Genomic DNA, 15895 nt, shown 5'->3' on the forward strand with positions numbered 1-15895 from the left:
GAGAGGGCCATGCCCGATGTAGAGCGAATTGCGGCCGAGTTGCGGGCGATCATCGACCACGACGCATCGCTTGGCTTGAAGCCGCCGCTGCACGCCGAAATCCGCGCTCTTCTAGACGAACTGGCACGTCAAGGCGAGGCGTTGAAGCTGGCGAGGGAGGTGATAGCACCCTTCGCGCTACTCGTTGAGCAGCAAGACGCGTCTGACTGGGCCTTCATCCTACGGGAGGGTGGCGATGAATCGGACATGGCGCACTACGCACCTGACAACGCCAAGGTGCATTCGTCGGGCGAGTTGCGCAATGCGCTCTACCTGACGAAGGGCGATTTCCGCAAGCTCGCGAAGTTCTACCGCGCCTTCCTCTCTACACTGGAGGGAAGTAATGGCTCCTGAGCGCGACACGCTGGTTCTTTCGCTCAAACTCGCATCAGGCGAATTCAATAGCGAGCTGCGAATTCCATTTCCGCTGACGCCAGACGAACGGAATCGCGCCGTCGAACGCTGGTTGGACTTCATGGCAACCGGGCTTCGCCTCAGTGCGGAAGCCATGGACGCAACGTTTCCTGCTTTACAGGGGAGGGAAAGGTGAGCCGGCCCGCGACAGAGTTCCCCACTGTATTCACACCCGGCATGCTCGCTGAGCGCTGGGCATGTTCGGAGCGGCATATCCGCAATATGATAGCGGCCGGCGAGCTTCCTGCCTTCCGGCTGGCGGGCAAGCTCTTGCGCATACGAGGGGCCGACGTGGAGAGGTTCGAATGCCAGACTGGAGCATCACAAGACTGCGGGGAGAACTCTGCCTCACATGGTATGAGGGAGACATCCGCCGACGTTATCGACTTGGAACCGATGACCCGAAGGAGGCGTCCCGCCGCGCCCCGGCTCGATACGCGGAGCTGACGCGGCCGAAGGGCTCTACTGTGCAGGATCTTTGGACGGCCTATTGCCTGGACAAGGAAGGCCGATCAGTCGTGACGACGATGGGCTTCACATGGAAGGCGCTGGCGCCGTTCTTCGCCGACAAGCAGGGCGAAGCCGTGACGATAGCCGAGTGCCGCGCCTACACGGCAGCCAGGCGCAAGGCTGGGAAGAAAGACGGCTCTATCCATACCGAACTTGGCCATCTGCGTTCGGTGCTGGTCTGGGCTCAGAAACAACGGCTCATCACCCATGCGCCGCATATCGAGCGGCCGGCGAAGCCTGACCCGAAGGAGGGATATCTGACCCGGCCAGAAGTCTCGGCACTGATGGAGGCGGCGAACGCGCCACACGTCAAGCTCGCAATACAGCTCATGCTCGGCACCGGGGCTCGAAGCGCAGCCGCGCTGCAATTGACCTGGGATCGGGTGGACTTCGCCCGGCGCATGATCCAGTTGCGCAACCCATTCGACAAGGCGCACCGCAAAGGCCGCGCCACAGTGCCGATAAATGACAGCCTGTTTACCGCCCTACAGGAGGCTCACAAGGGCTCACTGACGCCTTACGTGATCGAGTGGGCAGGCGGCTCCGTCAAGTCGATCAAGAAGGGCATAGGCACCGCAGGCGGGAAGATCGGACGCGATGACGTATCGCCCCACATGTTGAGGCATTCGGCAGCGGTTTGGCTGGCGGAAGATGGGCATTCGATGGAGGAGATTGCGCAGTTCCTGGGCCACTCAAATACGGCCATGACCTACCGAGTCTATGCCCGGTACAGCCCGAATTATCTGCGCCGGCTGTCGGCTTCTTTGGAGGTCTGAGGTTCGATGAACTTGCAGGGAACTTCGCAAAAGGGTATTAAGTACTTGAAAACATGGTGGGCGATGACGGGCTCGAACCGCCGACATCTTCGGTGTAAACGAAGCGCTCTACCAACTGAGCTAATCGCCCGCTCCGGGCCGGACCTTTAAGCAGTTAGGGCAGGCTTCGCAAGGCCAAATGAACAGGCGCCGCGTTGGCCGCGTGGCGGTTTTCCAGCGTAAAGAGGCGGTTGTCAAAAAACCTTCTCCAGTTTGCTGATAAGGTGCTTTGCCGCGCTTGACACCCGGTGGCGAACCCCTTATCCAGCGGCCCAACGACGAACACGGCTGACACGTGGTCGTCAAGTGCGCGGGTGTAGCTCAGTCGGTTAGAGTGCCGGCCTGTCACGCCGGAGGTCGCGGGTTCGAGCCCCGTCACTCGCGCCATTTCTTTCAGTGGCTTGGGCCCTGACTCTGCGGAAAAGCTTCAACTTTCAGGAGCCGGCTTGGGCCCGCTGCGGCGGCACGCCGGTTTTCGCCATTCAGGCCGGCGGCGTGTAATTTGCCGACATCTGGGCCGCCTCGGTGCCTTTCGATCCACGTTTGTAGATCAGGCCGACAACCAGACCGATATATCCAACCTGAAGAATGACCAGCGCAAGAATGGCCCAGCCGAGCGCCTTCCAGACCGAGCCGGTTTCTATTTCGGCCCAGATTGCCGTGATGAACGACGTTGCGAGCATGCCTACTAGAAACTGAGGAAAATACATGGCTGCGGCACTCTGGTCTTGGCGATTCAGGCGGCTTTCAAACTCAGTTGCTAAAGAGCCCGCCGCTCCATTTCTGGAGCGGCGGGGCCCCCCGAATTTGCCCCCCGGCTGCCGGGGTAATTAACGACCCCGGGCATTGCTGACAGTGCAATTGCGATGCCAGAAATGATGACCCATTACGGGACACTCGGGGCAAAGGCGCAAGACCGGATTGCCGATAAACATTACCTGTGGCTAATATGTCACCTTGGCCGGAAGGGACCAAGGTGGAGAGGGTTTTGGCAGGTTTTCTGGCCGCGATGCTGGTGGCGTCGGCAGGTCGGTGCTGGTCCAAGGACACCGACAAACAGATTTCCGAAACCGCCCTGAGAACGCTCAGCGCCCAGATGTATTCCGGCATTCTGAGCCATGAATGCCTGTATGGACGACGCTATCCGCAAAGCCGAATCGAGAACGGCTTCAAAAGGCACTTCGAGGAGATGAAGCTGCAGTTGATCGCCGATGGGTACACCATCGTGCCAGGCGCGGAAGGGCGCAACTCACAGTGGCCCCTTTCGGAGATGGCATTTGACGCCAAACGCCGGCTCGGCCTCCCGCGTCAATTCGGTTGCCTTGAAGCGTATTGGCTCGACGACAATCCCGACTGGTGAGGCAGCTAGGCCCGCTGTCGACCTCAAGTCCGCGCCAGCAGCGCCTCGACCTCCTGCAGCGTCGGCATCGACGGCGCAGTGCCGGGGCGAGTCACCGAAATGCCGGCGACGGCGCAGGCGAAGTTCACCGCCTGCAGCGGCTCGACGCCTTTCGCCAGGGCCGCCGCGAGGCCGCCATTGAAGGCGTCGCCGGCGCCGGTCGTTTCCACAACCGGCCCGGCATTGACGGCGCCGACATGGTCGGAACGATCGTTTGTGTGCAGCAGCGCGCCCTTCTCGCCAAGCGTGACGATGACTGCGCCGACACCTTTCTCGAGCAGGCTGTCGGCGGCGCGGCGGGCGTCGTCGATGGACGACACCTTGATGCCGGTCAGTTCCTCGGCCTCGGTCTCGTTGGGCGTGACATAGTCGCAAAGCGTATAGATGCGGTCGGGCAGCCTGGCGGCCGGGGCCGGGTTGAGGATGGTCGTCACCCCTGCCCCGCGCGCGATCTCAAGCGCCCTCAGCGCGGCCTCGATCGGCTGCTCGAGCTGGGTGACGAAGACGCCGGCCGAGCGGATGAGGCCGGCATGGGCATCGATGTCGGCGGGCGAGATCAGCATCGCCGCGCCCGGACTGACGATGATGGCGTTGTTGCCGGTCGTCTCCTCGACGAAGATATAGGCAGCGCCGGTGTAGCTCTCCGGCGTGTCGATGACCGCCGCCTTCACGCCGGCCGCCTGCCAGGTGTGCCTGGCCATGTCGGCGAAGGCGTCGACGCCGAGCCGGGTCAGGAAGGTGGTGTCGGCGCCCAGCTTGCCGGCGGCGACCGCCTGGTTAGAACCCTTGCCGCCCGGGCCCAGCTTGAACGAGTTGCCGAGGATGGTCTCGCCCATGCGCGGCTGGCGGTCTGCGCGGTAGGCTGTGTCGGCGACGAAGACACCCAGGATGACGACAGGCTTGCCGGCGGCCATCGCCCTACTCCGCATCCGGCGGAATGACGCCCTTGCGGAAGGCGAAGCAGCCATAGAAGCGGCGCTCGCCGGTCTGGATGACGCAATAGGCCTTCTTGGCGCGCTCGTAGAAGGCGTAGCGCTCGATCGAGATCATCGGCCAGGCCTTGCCCTCGGCCTTGTCGATCTCCTTCTGCACCTCCTTCTGCACCGGCGGGATCTCGTCAGGATTGCCGACGATCTCCATGCGGGCGGCCGCGTCGTCGACGAAGCTGTCCAGCGGATAGAGCGACAGCACCGCCTTCACCACCTCCGCCGCCGGCGCGTCGATGCGCAGCAGATAGCCGAGCTCCGTCTGGCGGGCGACCGAATCGGCCGGGAAATTGGTGTCGCAGATGATCAGGTCGTCGCCGTGACCCATCGCCCGCAGTGCCTGGAGCACGTCGGCATTGAGCAGCGCATTGATCCCTTTGAGCATGGCAGTCCTCGCGAAAAATCTGTTGGAGATCAGAGCCGGTTGCCGGTCTCTGCGTCGAAAAGGTGAAGCTGGTCGAGACGTGGCCGAAGATGCAGCGTGTCGCCCGGCTTGAAGTCGTGGCGCTCGCGGAACAGCGCCACCATCTCGCTTTCGCCGAAGCGCACGAAGACCAGGGTCTCGGAACCGGTGGGCTCGACCACGGAAATCCTGGCGGCGACGCCGTCGGGATGGATTTCGAGATGCTCGGGCCGTACGCCGTAGACGACGTTCTGCCCATCCCTGGCGGTGCTGCCGGGGGCAAGCGGAAACGCCGTGCCGGATATGTCGACGACCGGCTTGTCGCCCTTGCGCACGACGCCCTTCAGAAGGTTCATCGCCGGCGAGCCGATGAAGCCGGCGACGAAGAGGTTGGCCGGACGGTCGAACAGCTCCAGCGGCGCGCCGACCTGTTCGATTCGGCCGTCGCGCATCACCACGATCTTGTCGGCCATGGTCATGGCCTCGATCTGGTCGTGCGTGACGTAGATGGTCGTTGTCTTCAGCCGCTGATGCAGTTCCTTGATCTCGGTGCGCATCTGGACGCGCAGCTTGGCGTCGAGATTGGATAGCGGCTCGTCGAACAGGAAGACCTGCGGGTTGCGCACGATGGCGCGGCCCATGGCGACGCGCTGGCGCTGGCCGCCCGAGAGCTGGCGCGGATAGCGCTTGAGATAGGGCGCGAGGTCGAGGATGTCGGCGGCGCGCTTGACCCGCTCGGCGACGATCGCCGGATCGGTCTTGCGCAGCTTCAGCGCGAAGGCCATGTTCTGCTCCACCGTCTTGTGCGGGTAGAGCGCGTAGTTCTGGAACACCATGGCGATGTCGCGCTTCGCCGGCGGCAGATTGTTGACGACGCGCTCGCCGATCGCGATCGTGCCGCCGGAGACCGTTTCCAGCCCGGCCACCATCCGCAAGAGCGTGGACTTGCCACAGCCGGAAGGACCGACCAGCACGACGAACTGGCCGTCGGCGATATCGACGCTGACATCGTGCAGGACCTTGACGGGTCCGAACGCCTTGGCCACATTGGTGATCGCGACTTGAGCCATCATCTCCCCTATCGTTTTCGGTGAAGCTAGCCATTGCCAACGGCAAGGGCAAGTCAGTATATTATAGATAAAAAGCCATTCCTGTTGACAAGGTAATCGATTACGCGAATAGTGGCGAGCGCAAAATCCGATGATCGGTGCTTTGCCGGAAATCGGATCTCCACGCGACGCAGGGTGGGGTCCCACGTCCCCATATGGTATAGGAGAAACGCAGACGTTTCGGCGTCCGATAGGTTGGCACGTCAAATTCACGGCTTTTGTTCTGGGAGGAATGTAGATGAGAGTCGGTCTTTACGAAAAACTGGTCCGCGCGGGTGCCACCCGGCGTGACATTCTCAAGGGCGCGGCCAGCATGGCCGCGATCGCCGCGGCTTCAGGCGCCGGCCTCGGCGCGCTGACCCGGCCGGCCGCCGCGGCCGACGATCTGCGCGCGAAGATCCTGCAGATCCCCGGCGTCGGCAAGGGTCAGCCGACCGATGCCGATTTCCAGAAGGTCGGCGAGCTCTGCCTCGAAGCGACCAAGGCCAACGTCAAGGAAGGCGAGTTCGCCGGCGTCGAACTCACCTTCATGGGCCTCAACAACCAGAACCTGCACAATGTTCTGTTCCGCGGCTTCCTGAAGCCGTGGGAGGCCTATACGGGCGCCAAGATCAGCTGGATCGACCTGGCGCAGGCCGACTACAACGCCCGCCTGCAGCAATCGATCGCCACCGGCACCGTCGACTTCGACATCATCGAGATGGGCGCGCCCTTCGAAGGCGATGTCTGCGGCAAGGGCCTGACCTCCGAAATGCCCGACTGGGTCAAGAAGCAGATCGATTTCGACGACCTGGTCAACTACCTGAAGCCGCCGGTCGGCACCTGGAACGGCAAGCAGTACCGCGTCACCATCGACGGCGACGCGCACAACTTCAACTACCGCACCGACGTGTTCGCCGATGCCGACCTCGCCAAGGCGTGGAAGGAAAGCGGCGCGACGACCGAATGGGGAGTGCCGAAGACCTGGCAGGAAGTGCAGGCCGTCACCAAGTTCCTCAAGGGCAAGCAGTTCAAGGGCCAGGACGTCTATGGCTATCTCGACGCGCCCAAGCCCTGGGGCGGCTTCGGCTTCTACTTCCTCGGCAGCCGCGCCAGCGCCTATGCCAAGCACCCCGACGACAAGGCCTGGCTGTTCGATGCCGACACGATGAAGCCGCGCATCAACAATCCGGCGTGGGTGCGGGCGATCCAGGACGTCATCGACGCCCTGCCCTCGGAGCCGCCAGACCAGATCAACGCCGATCCGAACACCACCGGCTTCCAGCAGTTCCTGGCCGGCACCGGCTCGATGATCCCGTGGTGGGGCGACATCGGCTCCAACGTCAAGACGAACGACTCGTCGGTCATCGGCGACGTCACCGGCTTCTCGATCCTGCCCGGCTCGGACGACGTCTACAATTCGAAGACCGGCCAGTGGGACAAGCTTGCCAGCGGGCCGAACTACTCGCCGAACTGCGCCTATCTCGGCTGGGGCGTCTATGTCATGGCCCGCGTCGACAGCGACGAGAAGAAACAGAAGGCGGCCTGGTCGGCGGCGGCCCATCTCGGCGGCAAGGACCTGTCGCTCTGGTGCGCGGCCTATCCGTCGGGCTTCCAGCCCTACCGCAACAGCCATTTCAACATTCCGGAATGGGTGGCGGCCGGCTACGACGAGGCGTTCATCAGCTCCTACCTCAAGTCCGAGGGTGACAGCTACAACCATCCGAACGCGGCGATCGAGCCACGCATCCCCGGCATCTTCCAGTACTACAGCGCCGCCGAGGACATCCTGGCCAACACCTTCGCCGGCAAGATGAAGGCGCAGGAAGGCGCCGATGCCATCGCCGCCGCCTGGGAGAAGCTCACCGACCAGATCGGCCGCGAAAACCAGATCAAGCTCTACAAAGCCTCGCTCGGCGTGTAGCCTGATCGTATGATGAACCGGGGTCCGGCGACGCGTAGCCGCCGGACCTCGTTTTGACCGGCCAGCCGGTCGCTAGCTTTTGTATCGACGGACGGGACGCGTGGCTGACCAGACCTTGCCCACCAATGCATGGCCGGCAAACGGCCTTCCAGCCGATCTGATCCCACCCGGCCGCAAGCGGCTCGGTTTCGCCCTGATGGCCGCGGCGACGCTCGGCCTGCTCGCCGTCATCGCGCTGCAGATCCTCTACAAGACGGAAGTCACCACGCTCGGCTTCGATACCTGGCGGCCGATCGTCTATGCCTATGTGCTGTGGGGCGTGGCGCTGGGCGTCGGTCAGGTGCTGACGCGCGGCGAGGACGGTCAGCGCGCGCTGTTCCTGCTTCCCGCGCTATTGTTCACCATCGCCATGGTGGTGTTCCCGACGTTGTTCGGCTTCTACATCGCGCTGACGGACTGGAACCTCAGCTCCTTCTCAGGGCGCAAATTTAACGGGCTCGACAATTTCTGGCAGATGCTGGCCGACCCCTACTACCGCAACGCGCTGTTCAACATGGTGCTCTATGTCCTCGCGGTGTTCGTCGAATACATCATCGCCTTCGGCCTGGCGCTGCTCCTCAACGCGCAGATCCGCGCGCGCAAATTCTTCCGGGTCGTCTTCCTGATGCCCTTGATGCTGTCGCCGGTCGCGGTGTCATGGATGATCGGCAAGTCGCTGATGGAGTATCGGTTTGGTCCGGCCGCGACGCTGGCGCGACATCTCGGCTGGGACAATCCAGCCTTCTTCTCCAATCCGATCACCGCGCGCATCTCGATCATGGTGCTGGACGCCTGGACCTTCATCCCGTTCATGATGATCATGCTGCTTGCCGGCCTGCAGGCGATGTCGCGCGAGGTGCTGGAGGCGGCCCGCGTCGACGGCGCCACCACCTGGCAGACGTTCTGGCAGGTCACCTTCCCGCTGATGCTGCCGGTGTCGGTGACGGCGGTGATCCTGCGCATCATCTTCAAGCTGAAGCTGGCCGACATCATCATCACCGTGACGTCGGGCGGCCCCGGCGGCGCCACGGATTCGGTGTCGAGCTTCATCTACCGCGAGTACCGCGACCGCTCGAATGTCGGCTACGGCACGATGCTGGCCATGGCCTATCTCGTCATCATCATCGTGTTCGTGACCTGGCTGCTGAAATTCGCCAGCCGCTTCGTGCGCAACGTCAACTGAGCGGCCGGCAACATGAGCGTCCAGACCACCGACTATTCCGTCTCCGAAATCAGCTCGCCGGCGAGCTTCCTGACCAGCCGCGTCTTCATCTATGGCGCGCTGGTGTTCTGGTCCTTCATCTGCCTTTTCCCGATCTACTGGACGATCACGACGTCATTCAAATCGGCGGTCGACGTCACCCAGGGCCATCTGATCCCGTTCGTCGACTTCCAGCCTGACTGGAAGGGCTGGCGCTCGCTCGGCCTGTCGCCGGACTCGATCACGCAGACCTCGACCGTGCGCGACGAGTTCTTCAAGCGCTTCATGAATTCGGTCATCGCCTCGGTCGGCGCATCCGGCCTCGCCATCATCATCGGCAGCCTCGCCGCCTACGGCCTGACCCGCTACCGCTACCACTTCGCCTGGTTCAAGAACGAGGACATCTCCTTCTTCTTCCTGTCGCAGCTGATCCTACCGCCGGTGGTGCTGGCGCTGCCCTTCCTGGTGCTCTACCGCGAGGTCGGCCTGCTCGACACGCGCGTCGGGCTGATCCTGCTCTACACGCTGATGGTGCTGCCGATCGTCATCTGGATCATGCGCGACCAGTTCAACTCGATCCCGGTCGAGCTCGAGGAAGCAGCGCTCGTCGACGGGCTGTCGATCTGGGGAGCTTTCTTCCGCATCGTCATGCCTATCGCGCTGCCCGGCATGGTCGCCGCCTTCATCCTGGCGATGGTGCTGTGCTGGAACGAGTATTTCTTCGCCGCGCTTTTGACCTCGACCGACGCCAAGACCATTCCCGTCATGGTGGCGAGCCAGACCGGGTCGCAAGGCATCAACTGGTGGTCGATGGCCGCACTCGCCACCGCCGCCATCACGCCGCTTGCCGTCATCGGCATCCTTCTGGAACGCTACCTGATCATGGGCATGACGGCGGGCGCGGTGAAGTAGCGCTTCAGCCCGCCGCCTGCCCCAGGAAGACGGAGCTTATCCGGTCGCGAAACATCTCGGCGGTTGCGGCCGTGCCGAAATCGCGCGTCTCAAAACGCTCGCCCTTCAGCGTCGTCAGGACCACCGAGAAGGTCGGGCCGCCGCTGTCCCATTCGATCGTGCGCAGACGGAAATCGGCAATGTCGTCAGGGCCGAGACGATAGCGGCGCAGGACGAACGGATTGCGCGTCACGATATCGATGCGGCCCGTGCCAACGATCCAGCGCACCGCCGGACTGAAGAGCGCGGCGAGCGCAAGCGGGATGCCGACCGCATAGGCGCCGAGGATGATGAACAGGAAAAAGGGGCTGGCAAAGTTCGGTGGCCAGACACCGCGATAGAGTTCCCATGTCGGGACGATGATGCAGAAGAGGCCGGCAAGGCCGATGAACAGGCGCTTGGCGACGTGCATCGGAACGTCGTGCCGCAACCGTCCATCGCTGCCGATCTCGTCCATTCCGGCCCCCTTAGCGCGGCGATCATGGCGGCGGATGGTGAAAATAGGCGTAACGATTGAGAAGTCGCGTTTCTGTCGGGCGTGGCCAGGCGCTGCTCGCCGCGTCAGGCCGACAGGAGGGCGCGCAGATGCTCAAGGATCATGGCGACGCCCTTCCTGCCCAGCTCTGCCGAAGCTTCCGGCGCGCTCGCCGTGTACCAGCTTGTATTGTCGGCGAAGCGGCCGGCGTCGACCGCTTCGGGGCACAGCGCCAGCATCAGCGAGGTTTCGCCGATGCCGGCATGGTCGAACGGGTACTGGCCGTTCATGGCGGCCGACATCAGCGGATGCACCTGAACCCAATTGAAGAAGTTCTCGCCCTTGGCATGGCCTGCATAGTAGTCGGCCATCGCCTCGGAACCCCACCAGCCCTCGCCGCGCTGCTTTTCCAGGAAGCGGAAGATCGCCTGCCGGCCGGCGGCCTTGAAAGCGAGGTCGGTCGGCATGCCGGCGGTGAAATTCTCGGTCTGGTGGTGGATGATGGCGTGGATGTTGCGAAAGCCGATGCGCAGCAGGCTGAAGAACAGCTCCTCGGCGAACGGCGCCAGCTGATTGCCGCCGACCTGCACCGAGCCGCTGCCTTCAGGCGGCGCCACCGCGTAGCTCGCGGCGCCATAGTAGAAGGCCGGCAGGATGACGATGTCGGCCTCCTTCTCGAACAATTCCAGTGTCTTGACGACGGCCAGCGTGTCCATCCCGACGGCCATGTGCTCGCCATGATATTCGAGCACGCCGAGCGGCAGCACGACCGGCCAGTTTTCGGCGATCGCCTTGCGGATCTGGTGCGGCAGCATCAATTCGTAACGCATCGCCCCTACTCCATATTGGTGTGGCGGGCGCGCATCGCCTCCGGCGAGGCGCCGGTCAGGGCCTTGAGCTTCAGCACCATCACTTCGAACAGCAGGAACAGCGCGCCCTCGAACAGCGACCCCATCGGCAAGACGGAGGTCTTTGCCGCGCCCTGGTCGCTGGCCATGGTCTGCGCCGGGATCAGCAAGGAGAAATCGGCGAGCCTGGCCGCGCTGCTTCCGCTTTCAGCGGTGACGAGCAGCACCTTTGCGCCCGCATCCCGCGCGACCTGCATCAGGGTCAGCACCGTCGTGGTCTCGCCCGGCCCGGAGCTTACCAGGAAGACGTCGCCCTTGCCCAGCGGCGGCGTGGTCATGTCGCCGACCACCGACACCGGCAGGCCGAGATGGTAGAGCCGCATGGCGAAACCCTTGACCTGCAGCGCCTCGCGGCCGCAGCCATAGACGGCGATCCTGCCGGCCCCGACGAGCACTTCGCAGGCGGCGTCGATGCTGGCCCCGTCCACCTTGGCCAGCACGCCGCCGAGTTCCTCCAGCGCGATCGCGAACAGATCCGTACCGGCCTTGGTCATGATGGCTTCACCAGTCTGCCCAGGGGTTGAAAAGGTGGAAGCTTCTGGTCACGCCTTCCCGGGAAAGGCTTGTTTTTGTTCATGTTATCACCGCGAAAATGCCTGTCCATCGGCCGTCGGCGCTTTTGCTGTGCCACGGGCGTGATAGTGTCATGTCAGACAAATCAGCTCCAGGAAAACTCCACGACATGAAGACACGGCATTTCGACCGCATCGGCAATGGCGGCATCGACTTCACCGAACTCGGCTTCGGCACGGCGCCGCTCGGCAACCTCTATCGCGCCGTCTCCGACGAGGACGCCCATGCCACGCTGGAAGCGGCTTGGAACATCGGCTGCCGCTACTTCGACACAGCGCCGCTTTACGGTCTCGGCCTCTCGGAAACCCGGCTCAACCCGTTCCTGCGCGGCAAGAAGCGCGACGACTATGTGCTGTCGAGCAAGGTCGGGCGCCTGATGCGCGCCTGTCCGCCGGCTGAGCGCACCGGCATCGGCAAGTTCTTCGACACGCCGTCGCGCCGGGAGGTCTACGACTACAGCTATGACGGCGTCATGCGCTCCTTCGAGGCCTCGCTGGAGCGCCTCGGCGTCGACCGCATCGACATCCTGTTCGTCCACGACGTCGACATCTTCACCCACGGCAGCAAGGAGGCCTCCGACCGGCGCATCGAGGAGTTCATGACCTCCGGCTATTACGGCCTGCTTTCGCTGCGCGACCAGGGCGCGATCAGGGCCTTCGGCGGCGGCATCAATGAATGGCAGGTGTGTCAGACATTGGCCGAGCGCGGCGATTTCGACCTTTTCCTGCTGGCAGGACGCTACACGCTGCTGGAGCAGGAGGCTTTGCAGTCCTTCCTGCCGCTCTGCCAGAAACGCGGCATCGGCATCGTGCTCGGCGGCCCCTACAATTCCGGCATCCTGGCCACGGGGCCGAAGCCGGGAGCCTTCTACAACTATTCCGAGGCGCCGAAGGACGTGCTCGATCGCGTGGCGCGCATCGAGGCGGTTTGCAAACGCCACGGCGTGCGCCTCATCGAGGCGGCGTTGCAGTTCCCGCTGCAGCATCCGTCTGTCGTGTCGGTGATCCCCGGCGGCCAGCGGCCGGGCGAGGTCGAAAGCAACCGCGCGCTGCTCGACGTCAAGCTGCCCGAAGCTCTCTGGAGCGATCTGAAGCAGGAAGGACTGCTGCGCGCGGACGCGCCGACGGGCTGATCTGCCCTGCTGGCGATGGGCAAAAGAAAAGCCGGGCAAGCCCGGCTTTTCTGATCTTTAAAGAAAAAGGTCTTAGTTGACCGCGTCCTTGAGGCCCTTGCCGGCCGAGAATTTCGGCACGGTGCGCGCCGGAATCTTCACCTCGGCGCCGGTCTGCGGGTTGCGGCCGGTCGAAGCAGCGCGTTTTGACACGGTGAAATTTCCGAAGCCGACAAGCCGGACATCGCCGCCCTTCTTCAGTTCGCCAGTGATCACGGAAAACACCGCATCGACGGCTGACTGCGCGTCACCCTTCGAAATGCTCGCGGCATCGGCGACAGCGGACACCAGTTCGTTCTTGTTCATCAAAATTCCCTTCCATGAGAAAACCGGAACTTTCGACTCATCCGGCAGGAAACGGACTTTAGAAAGAAGCGTTCCTGCAACCAAGTCGAAAAAGCGGAAAAAATCCGAAAAAAGCCCGGAATTCCGGGGTTTTTCACATTAAAAAGCCGGGCGCGAGGCCCGGCTTTCGTTTTGTGCGCTGCAACTTTAGCCAAATCTAATGCGCAAGCGACTTTCCGGCATCGTCGCCGCTGTCGGCCGCGGCCGGGGCGTTGACCGGCTCGACCCACTCGATCGCCTCCGGCATCCGCACCAGCGCGTGGCGCAGCACCTCGCCGACCCGCGAGACCGGAATGATCTCCATGCCGTTCTTCACGTTGTCCGGGATCTCCGCCAGGTCCTTGGCGTTGTCTTCCGGGATCAGCACCTTCTTGATGCCGCCGCGCAGCGCGGCCAGCAGCTTCTCCTTGAGACCGCCGATCGGCAGCACCCTGCCGCGCAGCGTGATCTCGCCGGTCATCGCCACATCGGCCTTGATCGGAATACCGGTCAGCACCGAAATGATGGCGGTCGCCATTGCCACGCCGGCCGACGGGCCGTCCTTCGGGGTTGCCCCCTCCGGCACGTGGACGTGGATGTCACGCTTGTCGAACAACGGCGGCTCGATGCCGAAATCGAGAGCGCGCGAGCGGACATAGGAGGCCGCCGCCGAGATCGATTCCTTCATCACGTCGCGCAGGTTGCCGGTCACGGTCATGCGGCCCTTGCCGGGCATCATGACGCCTTCGACCGTCAGCAGTTCGCCGCCGACTTCCGTCCAGGCAAGCCCGGTGACGACACCGACCTGATCGTCAGCCTCGACCTGGCCGAAGCGGTAGCGCGGCACACCGAGATAGTCGGCGAGATTGTCGGCGGTGATGGTGACCGACTTCTTCTTCGTCTTCAGGATCTCGGTCACCGCCTTGCGCCCGAGCTTCATCAGCTCGCGCTCCAGGCTGCGCACGCCCGCCTCGCGGGTGTAGGTCTGGATGATGCCGCGGATCGCGTCCTCGCCGACGGAGAACTCCTTCGGCTGCAGCGCGTGGTCGCGGATCACCTTCGGCATCAGGTGCCGCTTGGCGATCTCGATCTTCTCGTCCTCGGTGTAGCCGGCGATACGGATGATCTCCATGCGGTCCATCAAGGGCGCAGGGATATTCAGCGTGTTCGCCGTCGTCACGAACATCACGCTCGACAGGTCGTATTCGACCTCGAGGTAATGGTCCATGAACGTCGAGTTCTGCTCGGGATCGAGCACCTCGAGCAGGGCCGATGACGGGTCGCCGCGGAAGTCCTGGCCCATCTTGTCGATCTCGTCGAGCAGGAAGAGCGGATTGGACTTCTTGGCCTTCTTCATCGACTGGATGACCTTGCCGGGCATCGAGCCGATATAGGTGCGCCGGTGGCCGCGGATCTCGGCCTCGTCGCGCACGCCGCCAAGCGCCATGCGGATGAACTCGCGGCCGGTCGCCTTGGCGATCGACTTGCCGAGCGAAGTCTTGCCGACGCCGGGAGGACCGACGAGGCACAGGATCGGCCCCTTGATCTTCTTCTGGCGGCTCTGCACAGCGAGATACTCGACGATGCGGTCCTTGACCTTGTCGAGGCCGAAATGGTCGGTGTCGAGCACGTTCTGGGCGAAGGCCAGGTCGTGCCTGACCTTGGAGTTCTTGCCCCACGGGATCGACAGGATCCAGTCCAGATAGTTGCGCACGACGGTCGATTCAGCCGACATCGGCGACATCGTCCTGAGCTTCTTCAACTCGGCTTCCGCCTTCTCGCGGGCCTCCTTGGAGAGCTTGGTCTTCTTGATGCGCGCCTCGATCTCGGCGGCCTCGTCGCGGCCGTCCTCGCCTTCGCCGAGCTCCTTCTGGATCGCCTTCATCTGCTCGTTGAGGTAGTACTCGCGCTGCGTCTTCTCCATCTGGCGCTTGACGCGCGAGCGGATGCGCTTCTCCACCTGGAGCACGGAGATTTCGGCTTCCATGAAGCCCATCGCCTTTTCCAGCCGTTCCTTGACGGAAAGCGTGGCCAGCATCTCCTGCTTCTCGGGGATTTTGATGGCAAGGTGCGAGGCAACCGTGTCGGCGAGCTTGGAATAGTCGTCGATCTGGCTGGCTGCGCCCACCACTTCGGGCGAGATCTTCTTGTTCAGCTTGACGTAGTTCTCGAAGTCGGTGACGACCGAGCGGGCCAGAGCCTCGATCTCGACCTCTTCCTCCTCCGGCTCGACCAGCGCCGAAGCACGGGCCTCGTGGAAATCGGGACGGTCGGTGAACGAGACGATCTTGGCGCGCGAGGCGCCTTCGACCAGCACCTTCACGGTGCCGTCGGGAAGCTTCAGCAATTGCAGCACATTGGCGAGCGTGCCGATGTCGAAGATCGCATCGGGCTCGGGATCGTCGTCGGCTGCGTTCATCTGGGTCGCAAGCAGGATCTGCTTTTCCTGACCCATCACCTCTTCCAGCGCCTTGATCGACTTTTCGCGCCCGACAAAGAGCGGAACGATCATGTGCGGAAACACAACGATGTCGCGCAGCGGGAGGACCGCGAAGACGCCGTCGCCGGGAGCCCTGGATGTTTTGGCCATTGTCCAACCTTTCATGTCGCGGCCGCCAGTCGGCCAACCGCGAATCTCATATTAACGACCGAGGATCGTTCCGCCTACCACCGTT

17 protein-coding genes and 2 tRNA genes are annotated in these 15895 nt (G+C 63.2%); 9 read left to right on the forward strand and 10 right to left on the reverse strand.

Annotated elements, in window-relative coordinates; translation table 11 throughout:
- Nucleotides 1-9: 9 nt before the first annotated feature.
- From EN786_RS12705 to EN786_RS12720, 3 genes are all read left to right on the forward strand, one after another.
- The gene (locus EN786_RS12705; RefSeq protein ID WP_135908525.1) at nt 10-393 is read left to right on the forward strand and encodes a hypothetical protein; all 384 of its coding nucleotides are present in this window, start codon (nt 10-12) and stop codon (nt 391-393) included.
- On the forward strand, nt 383-589 hold the full coding sequence (locus EN786_RS12710) for a hypothetical protein (RefSeq protein WP_135908527.1): 207 nt from the start codon (nt 383-385) through the stop codon (nt 587-589). Before EN786_RS12705 ends, EN786_RS12710 begins: the two co-directional genes overlap by 11 nt.
- Nucleotides 590-758: 169 nt before the next feature.
- Nucleotides 759-1739, forward strand: coding sequence for a site-specific integrase (locus EN786_RS12720; protein WP_135908531.1), 981 nt, complete (start codon nt 759-761; stop codon nt 1737-1739).
- Nucleotides 1740-1793: 54 nt separating this feature from the next.
- Here the strand turns inward: EN786_RS12720 and EN786_RS12725 are convergent.
- Nucleotides 1794-1869, reverse strand: a tRNA-Val gene (locus tag EN786_RS12725).
- A gap of 219 nt (nt 1870-2088) precedes the next feature.
- On the opposite strand from EN786_RS12725, the gene EN786_RS12730 reads away from it, so the two are divergent.
- Nucleotides 2089-2165, forward strand: a tRNA-Asp gene (locus EN786_RS12730).
- Nucleotides 2166-2260: 95 nt separating this feature from the next.
- On the opposite strand, the gene EN786_RS12735 is transcribed toward EN786_RS12730, so the two are convergent.
- Nucleotides 2261-2488: a hypothetical protein gene (locus EN786_RS12735; protein WP_127311639.1), complete on the reverse strand. Its 228-nt coding sequence runs from the start codon at nt 2486-2488 to the stop codon at nt 2261-2263.
- A 278-nt stretch (nt 2489-2766) separates the two neighbouring features.
- Here EN786_RS12735 and EN786_RS12740 point away from each other — a divergent pair, with 278 nt between their 5' ends.
- A complete protein-coding gene (locus tag EN786_RS12740) occupies nt 2767-3138 on the forward strand; it encodes a hypothetical protein (protein ID WP_127311640.1) in 372 nt (123 codons plus the stop codon).
- A gap of 23 nt (nt 3139-3161) precedes the next feature.
- Here EN786_RS12740 and rbsK read toward each other — a convergent pair whose 3' ends face one another.
- From rbsK to ugpC, 3 genes are read right to left on the reverse strand one after another with little or no spacing between them, the layout of a single operon-like run.
- Nucleotides 3162-4091, reverse strand: a complete 930-nt coding sequence (gene rbsK, locus EN786_RS12745; protein ID WP_127311641.1) for a ribokinase — start codon at nt 4089-4091, stop codon at nt 3162-3164.
- Between the two features lie 4 nt (nt 4092-4095).
- On the reverse strand, nt 4096-4548 hold the full coding sequence (locus EN786_RS12750; protein WP_127311642.1) for an RbsD/FucU family protein: 453 nt from the start codon (nt 4546-4548) through the stop codon (nt 4096-4098).
- A gap of 29 nt (nt 4549-4577) precedes the next feature.
- Complete coding sequence (gene ugpC, locus EN786_RS12755) at nt 4578-5636, reverse strand: sn-glycerol-3-phosphate ABC transporter ATP-binding protein UgpC (protein ID WP_127394092.1); 1059 nt, start codon at nt 5634-5636, stop codon at nt 4578-4580.
- A gap of 277 nt (nt 5637-5913) precedes the next feature.
- On the opposite strand from ugpC, the gene EN786_RS12760 reads away from it, so the two are divergent.
- The 3 genes from EN786_RS12760 to EN786_RS12770 all read left to right on the forward strand — a co-directional run bounded on the left by EN786_RS12760 (nt 5914) and on the right by EN786_RS12770 (nt 9730).
- Nucleotides 5914-7578 (forward strand): sugar ABC transporter substrate-binding protein, encoded by a 1665-nt coding sequence (locus EN786_RS12760; RefSeq protein WP_127282112.1) that lies wholly within the window; start codon nt 5914-5916, stop codon nt 7576-7578.
- A 100-nt stretch (nt 7579-7678) separates the two neighbouring features.
- Nucleotides 7679-8800: a sugar ABC transporter permease gene (locus EN786_RS12765; RefSeq protein WP_127311282.1), complete on the forward strand. Its 1122-nt coding sequence runs from the start codon at nt 7679-7681 to the stop codon at nt 8798-8800.
- A 12-nt stretch (nt 8801-8812) separates the two neighbouring features.
- Entirely contained in the window at nt 8813-9730 is a 918-nt protein-coding gene (locus EN786_RS12770) for a carbohydrate ABC transporter permease (RefSeq protein ID WP_126054889.1), read from the forward strand.
- Between the two features lie 4 nt (nt 9731-9734).
- Here EN786_RS12770 and EN786_RS12775 read toward each other — a convergent pair whose 3' ends face one another.
- From EN786_RS12775 to hxlB, 3 genes are all read right to left on the reverse strand, one after another.
- On the reverse strand, nt 9735-10226 hold the full coding sequence (locus EN786_RS12775; RefSeq protein WP_127311283.1) for a hypothetical protein: 492 nt from the start codon (nt 10224-10226) through the stop codon (nt 9735-9737).
- A 104-nt stretch (nt 10227-10330) separates the two neighbouring features.
- The gene (locus EN786_RS12780) at nt 10331-11074 is read right to left on the reverse strand and encodes a creatininase family protein (RefSeq protein ID WP_127311284.1); all 744 of its coding nucleotides are present in this window, start codon (nt 11072-11074) and stop codon (nt 10331-10333) included.
- A 5-nt stretch (nt 11075-11079) separates the two neighbouring features.
- Nucleotides 11080-11646: a 6-phospho-3-hexuloisomerase gene (hxlB, locus tag EN786_RS12785; protein WP_127311285.1), complete on the reverse strand. Its 567-nt coding sequence runs from the start codon at nt 11644-11646 to the stop codon at nt 11080-11082.
- Between the two features lie 188 nt (nt 11647-11834).
- Here hxlB and EN786_RS12790 point away from each other — a divergent pair, with 188 nt between their 5' ends.
- The gene (locus EN786_RS12790; protein ID WP_127282116.1) at nt 11835-12857 is read left to right on the forward strand and encodes an aldo/keto reductase; all 1023 of its coding nucleotides are present in this window, start codon (nt 11835-11837) and stop codon (nt 12855-12857) included.
- 72 nt (nt 12858-12929) lie between these two features.
- Here EN786_RS12790 and EN786_RS12795 read toward each other — a convergent pair whose 3' ends face one another.
- Together EN786_RS12795 and lon are read right to left on the reverse strand one after the other, a co-directional pair.
- Entirely contained in the window at nt 12930-13202 is a 273-nt protein-coding gene (locus EN786_RS12795) for an HU family DNA-binding protein (RefSeq protein WP_006201846.1), read from the reverse strand.
- A 196-nt stretch (nt 13203-13398) separates the two neighbouring features.
- Entirely contained in the window at nt 13399-15810 is a 2412-nt protein-coding gene (gene lon / locus EN786_RS12800; protein WP_127282117.1) for an endopeptidase La, read from the reverse strand.
- Nucleotides 15811-15895: the final 85 nt, after the last annotated feature.

Origin of the sequence: Mesorhizobium sp. M4B.F.Ca.ET.143.01.1.1 (assembly GCF_004792275.1) — a bacterium.
GTDB lineage: Bacteria > Pseudomonadota > Alphaproteobacteria > Rhizobiales > Rhizobiaceae > Mesorhizobium > Mesorhizobium abyssinicae.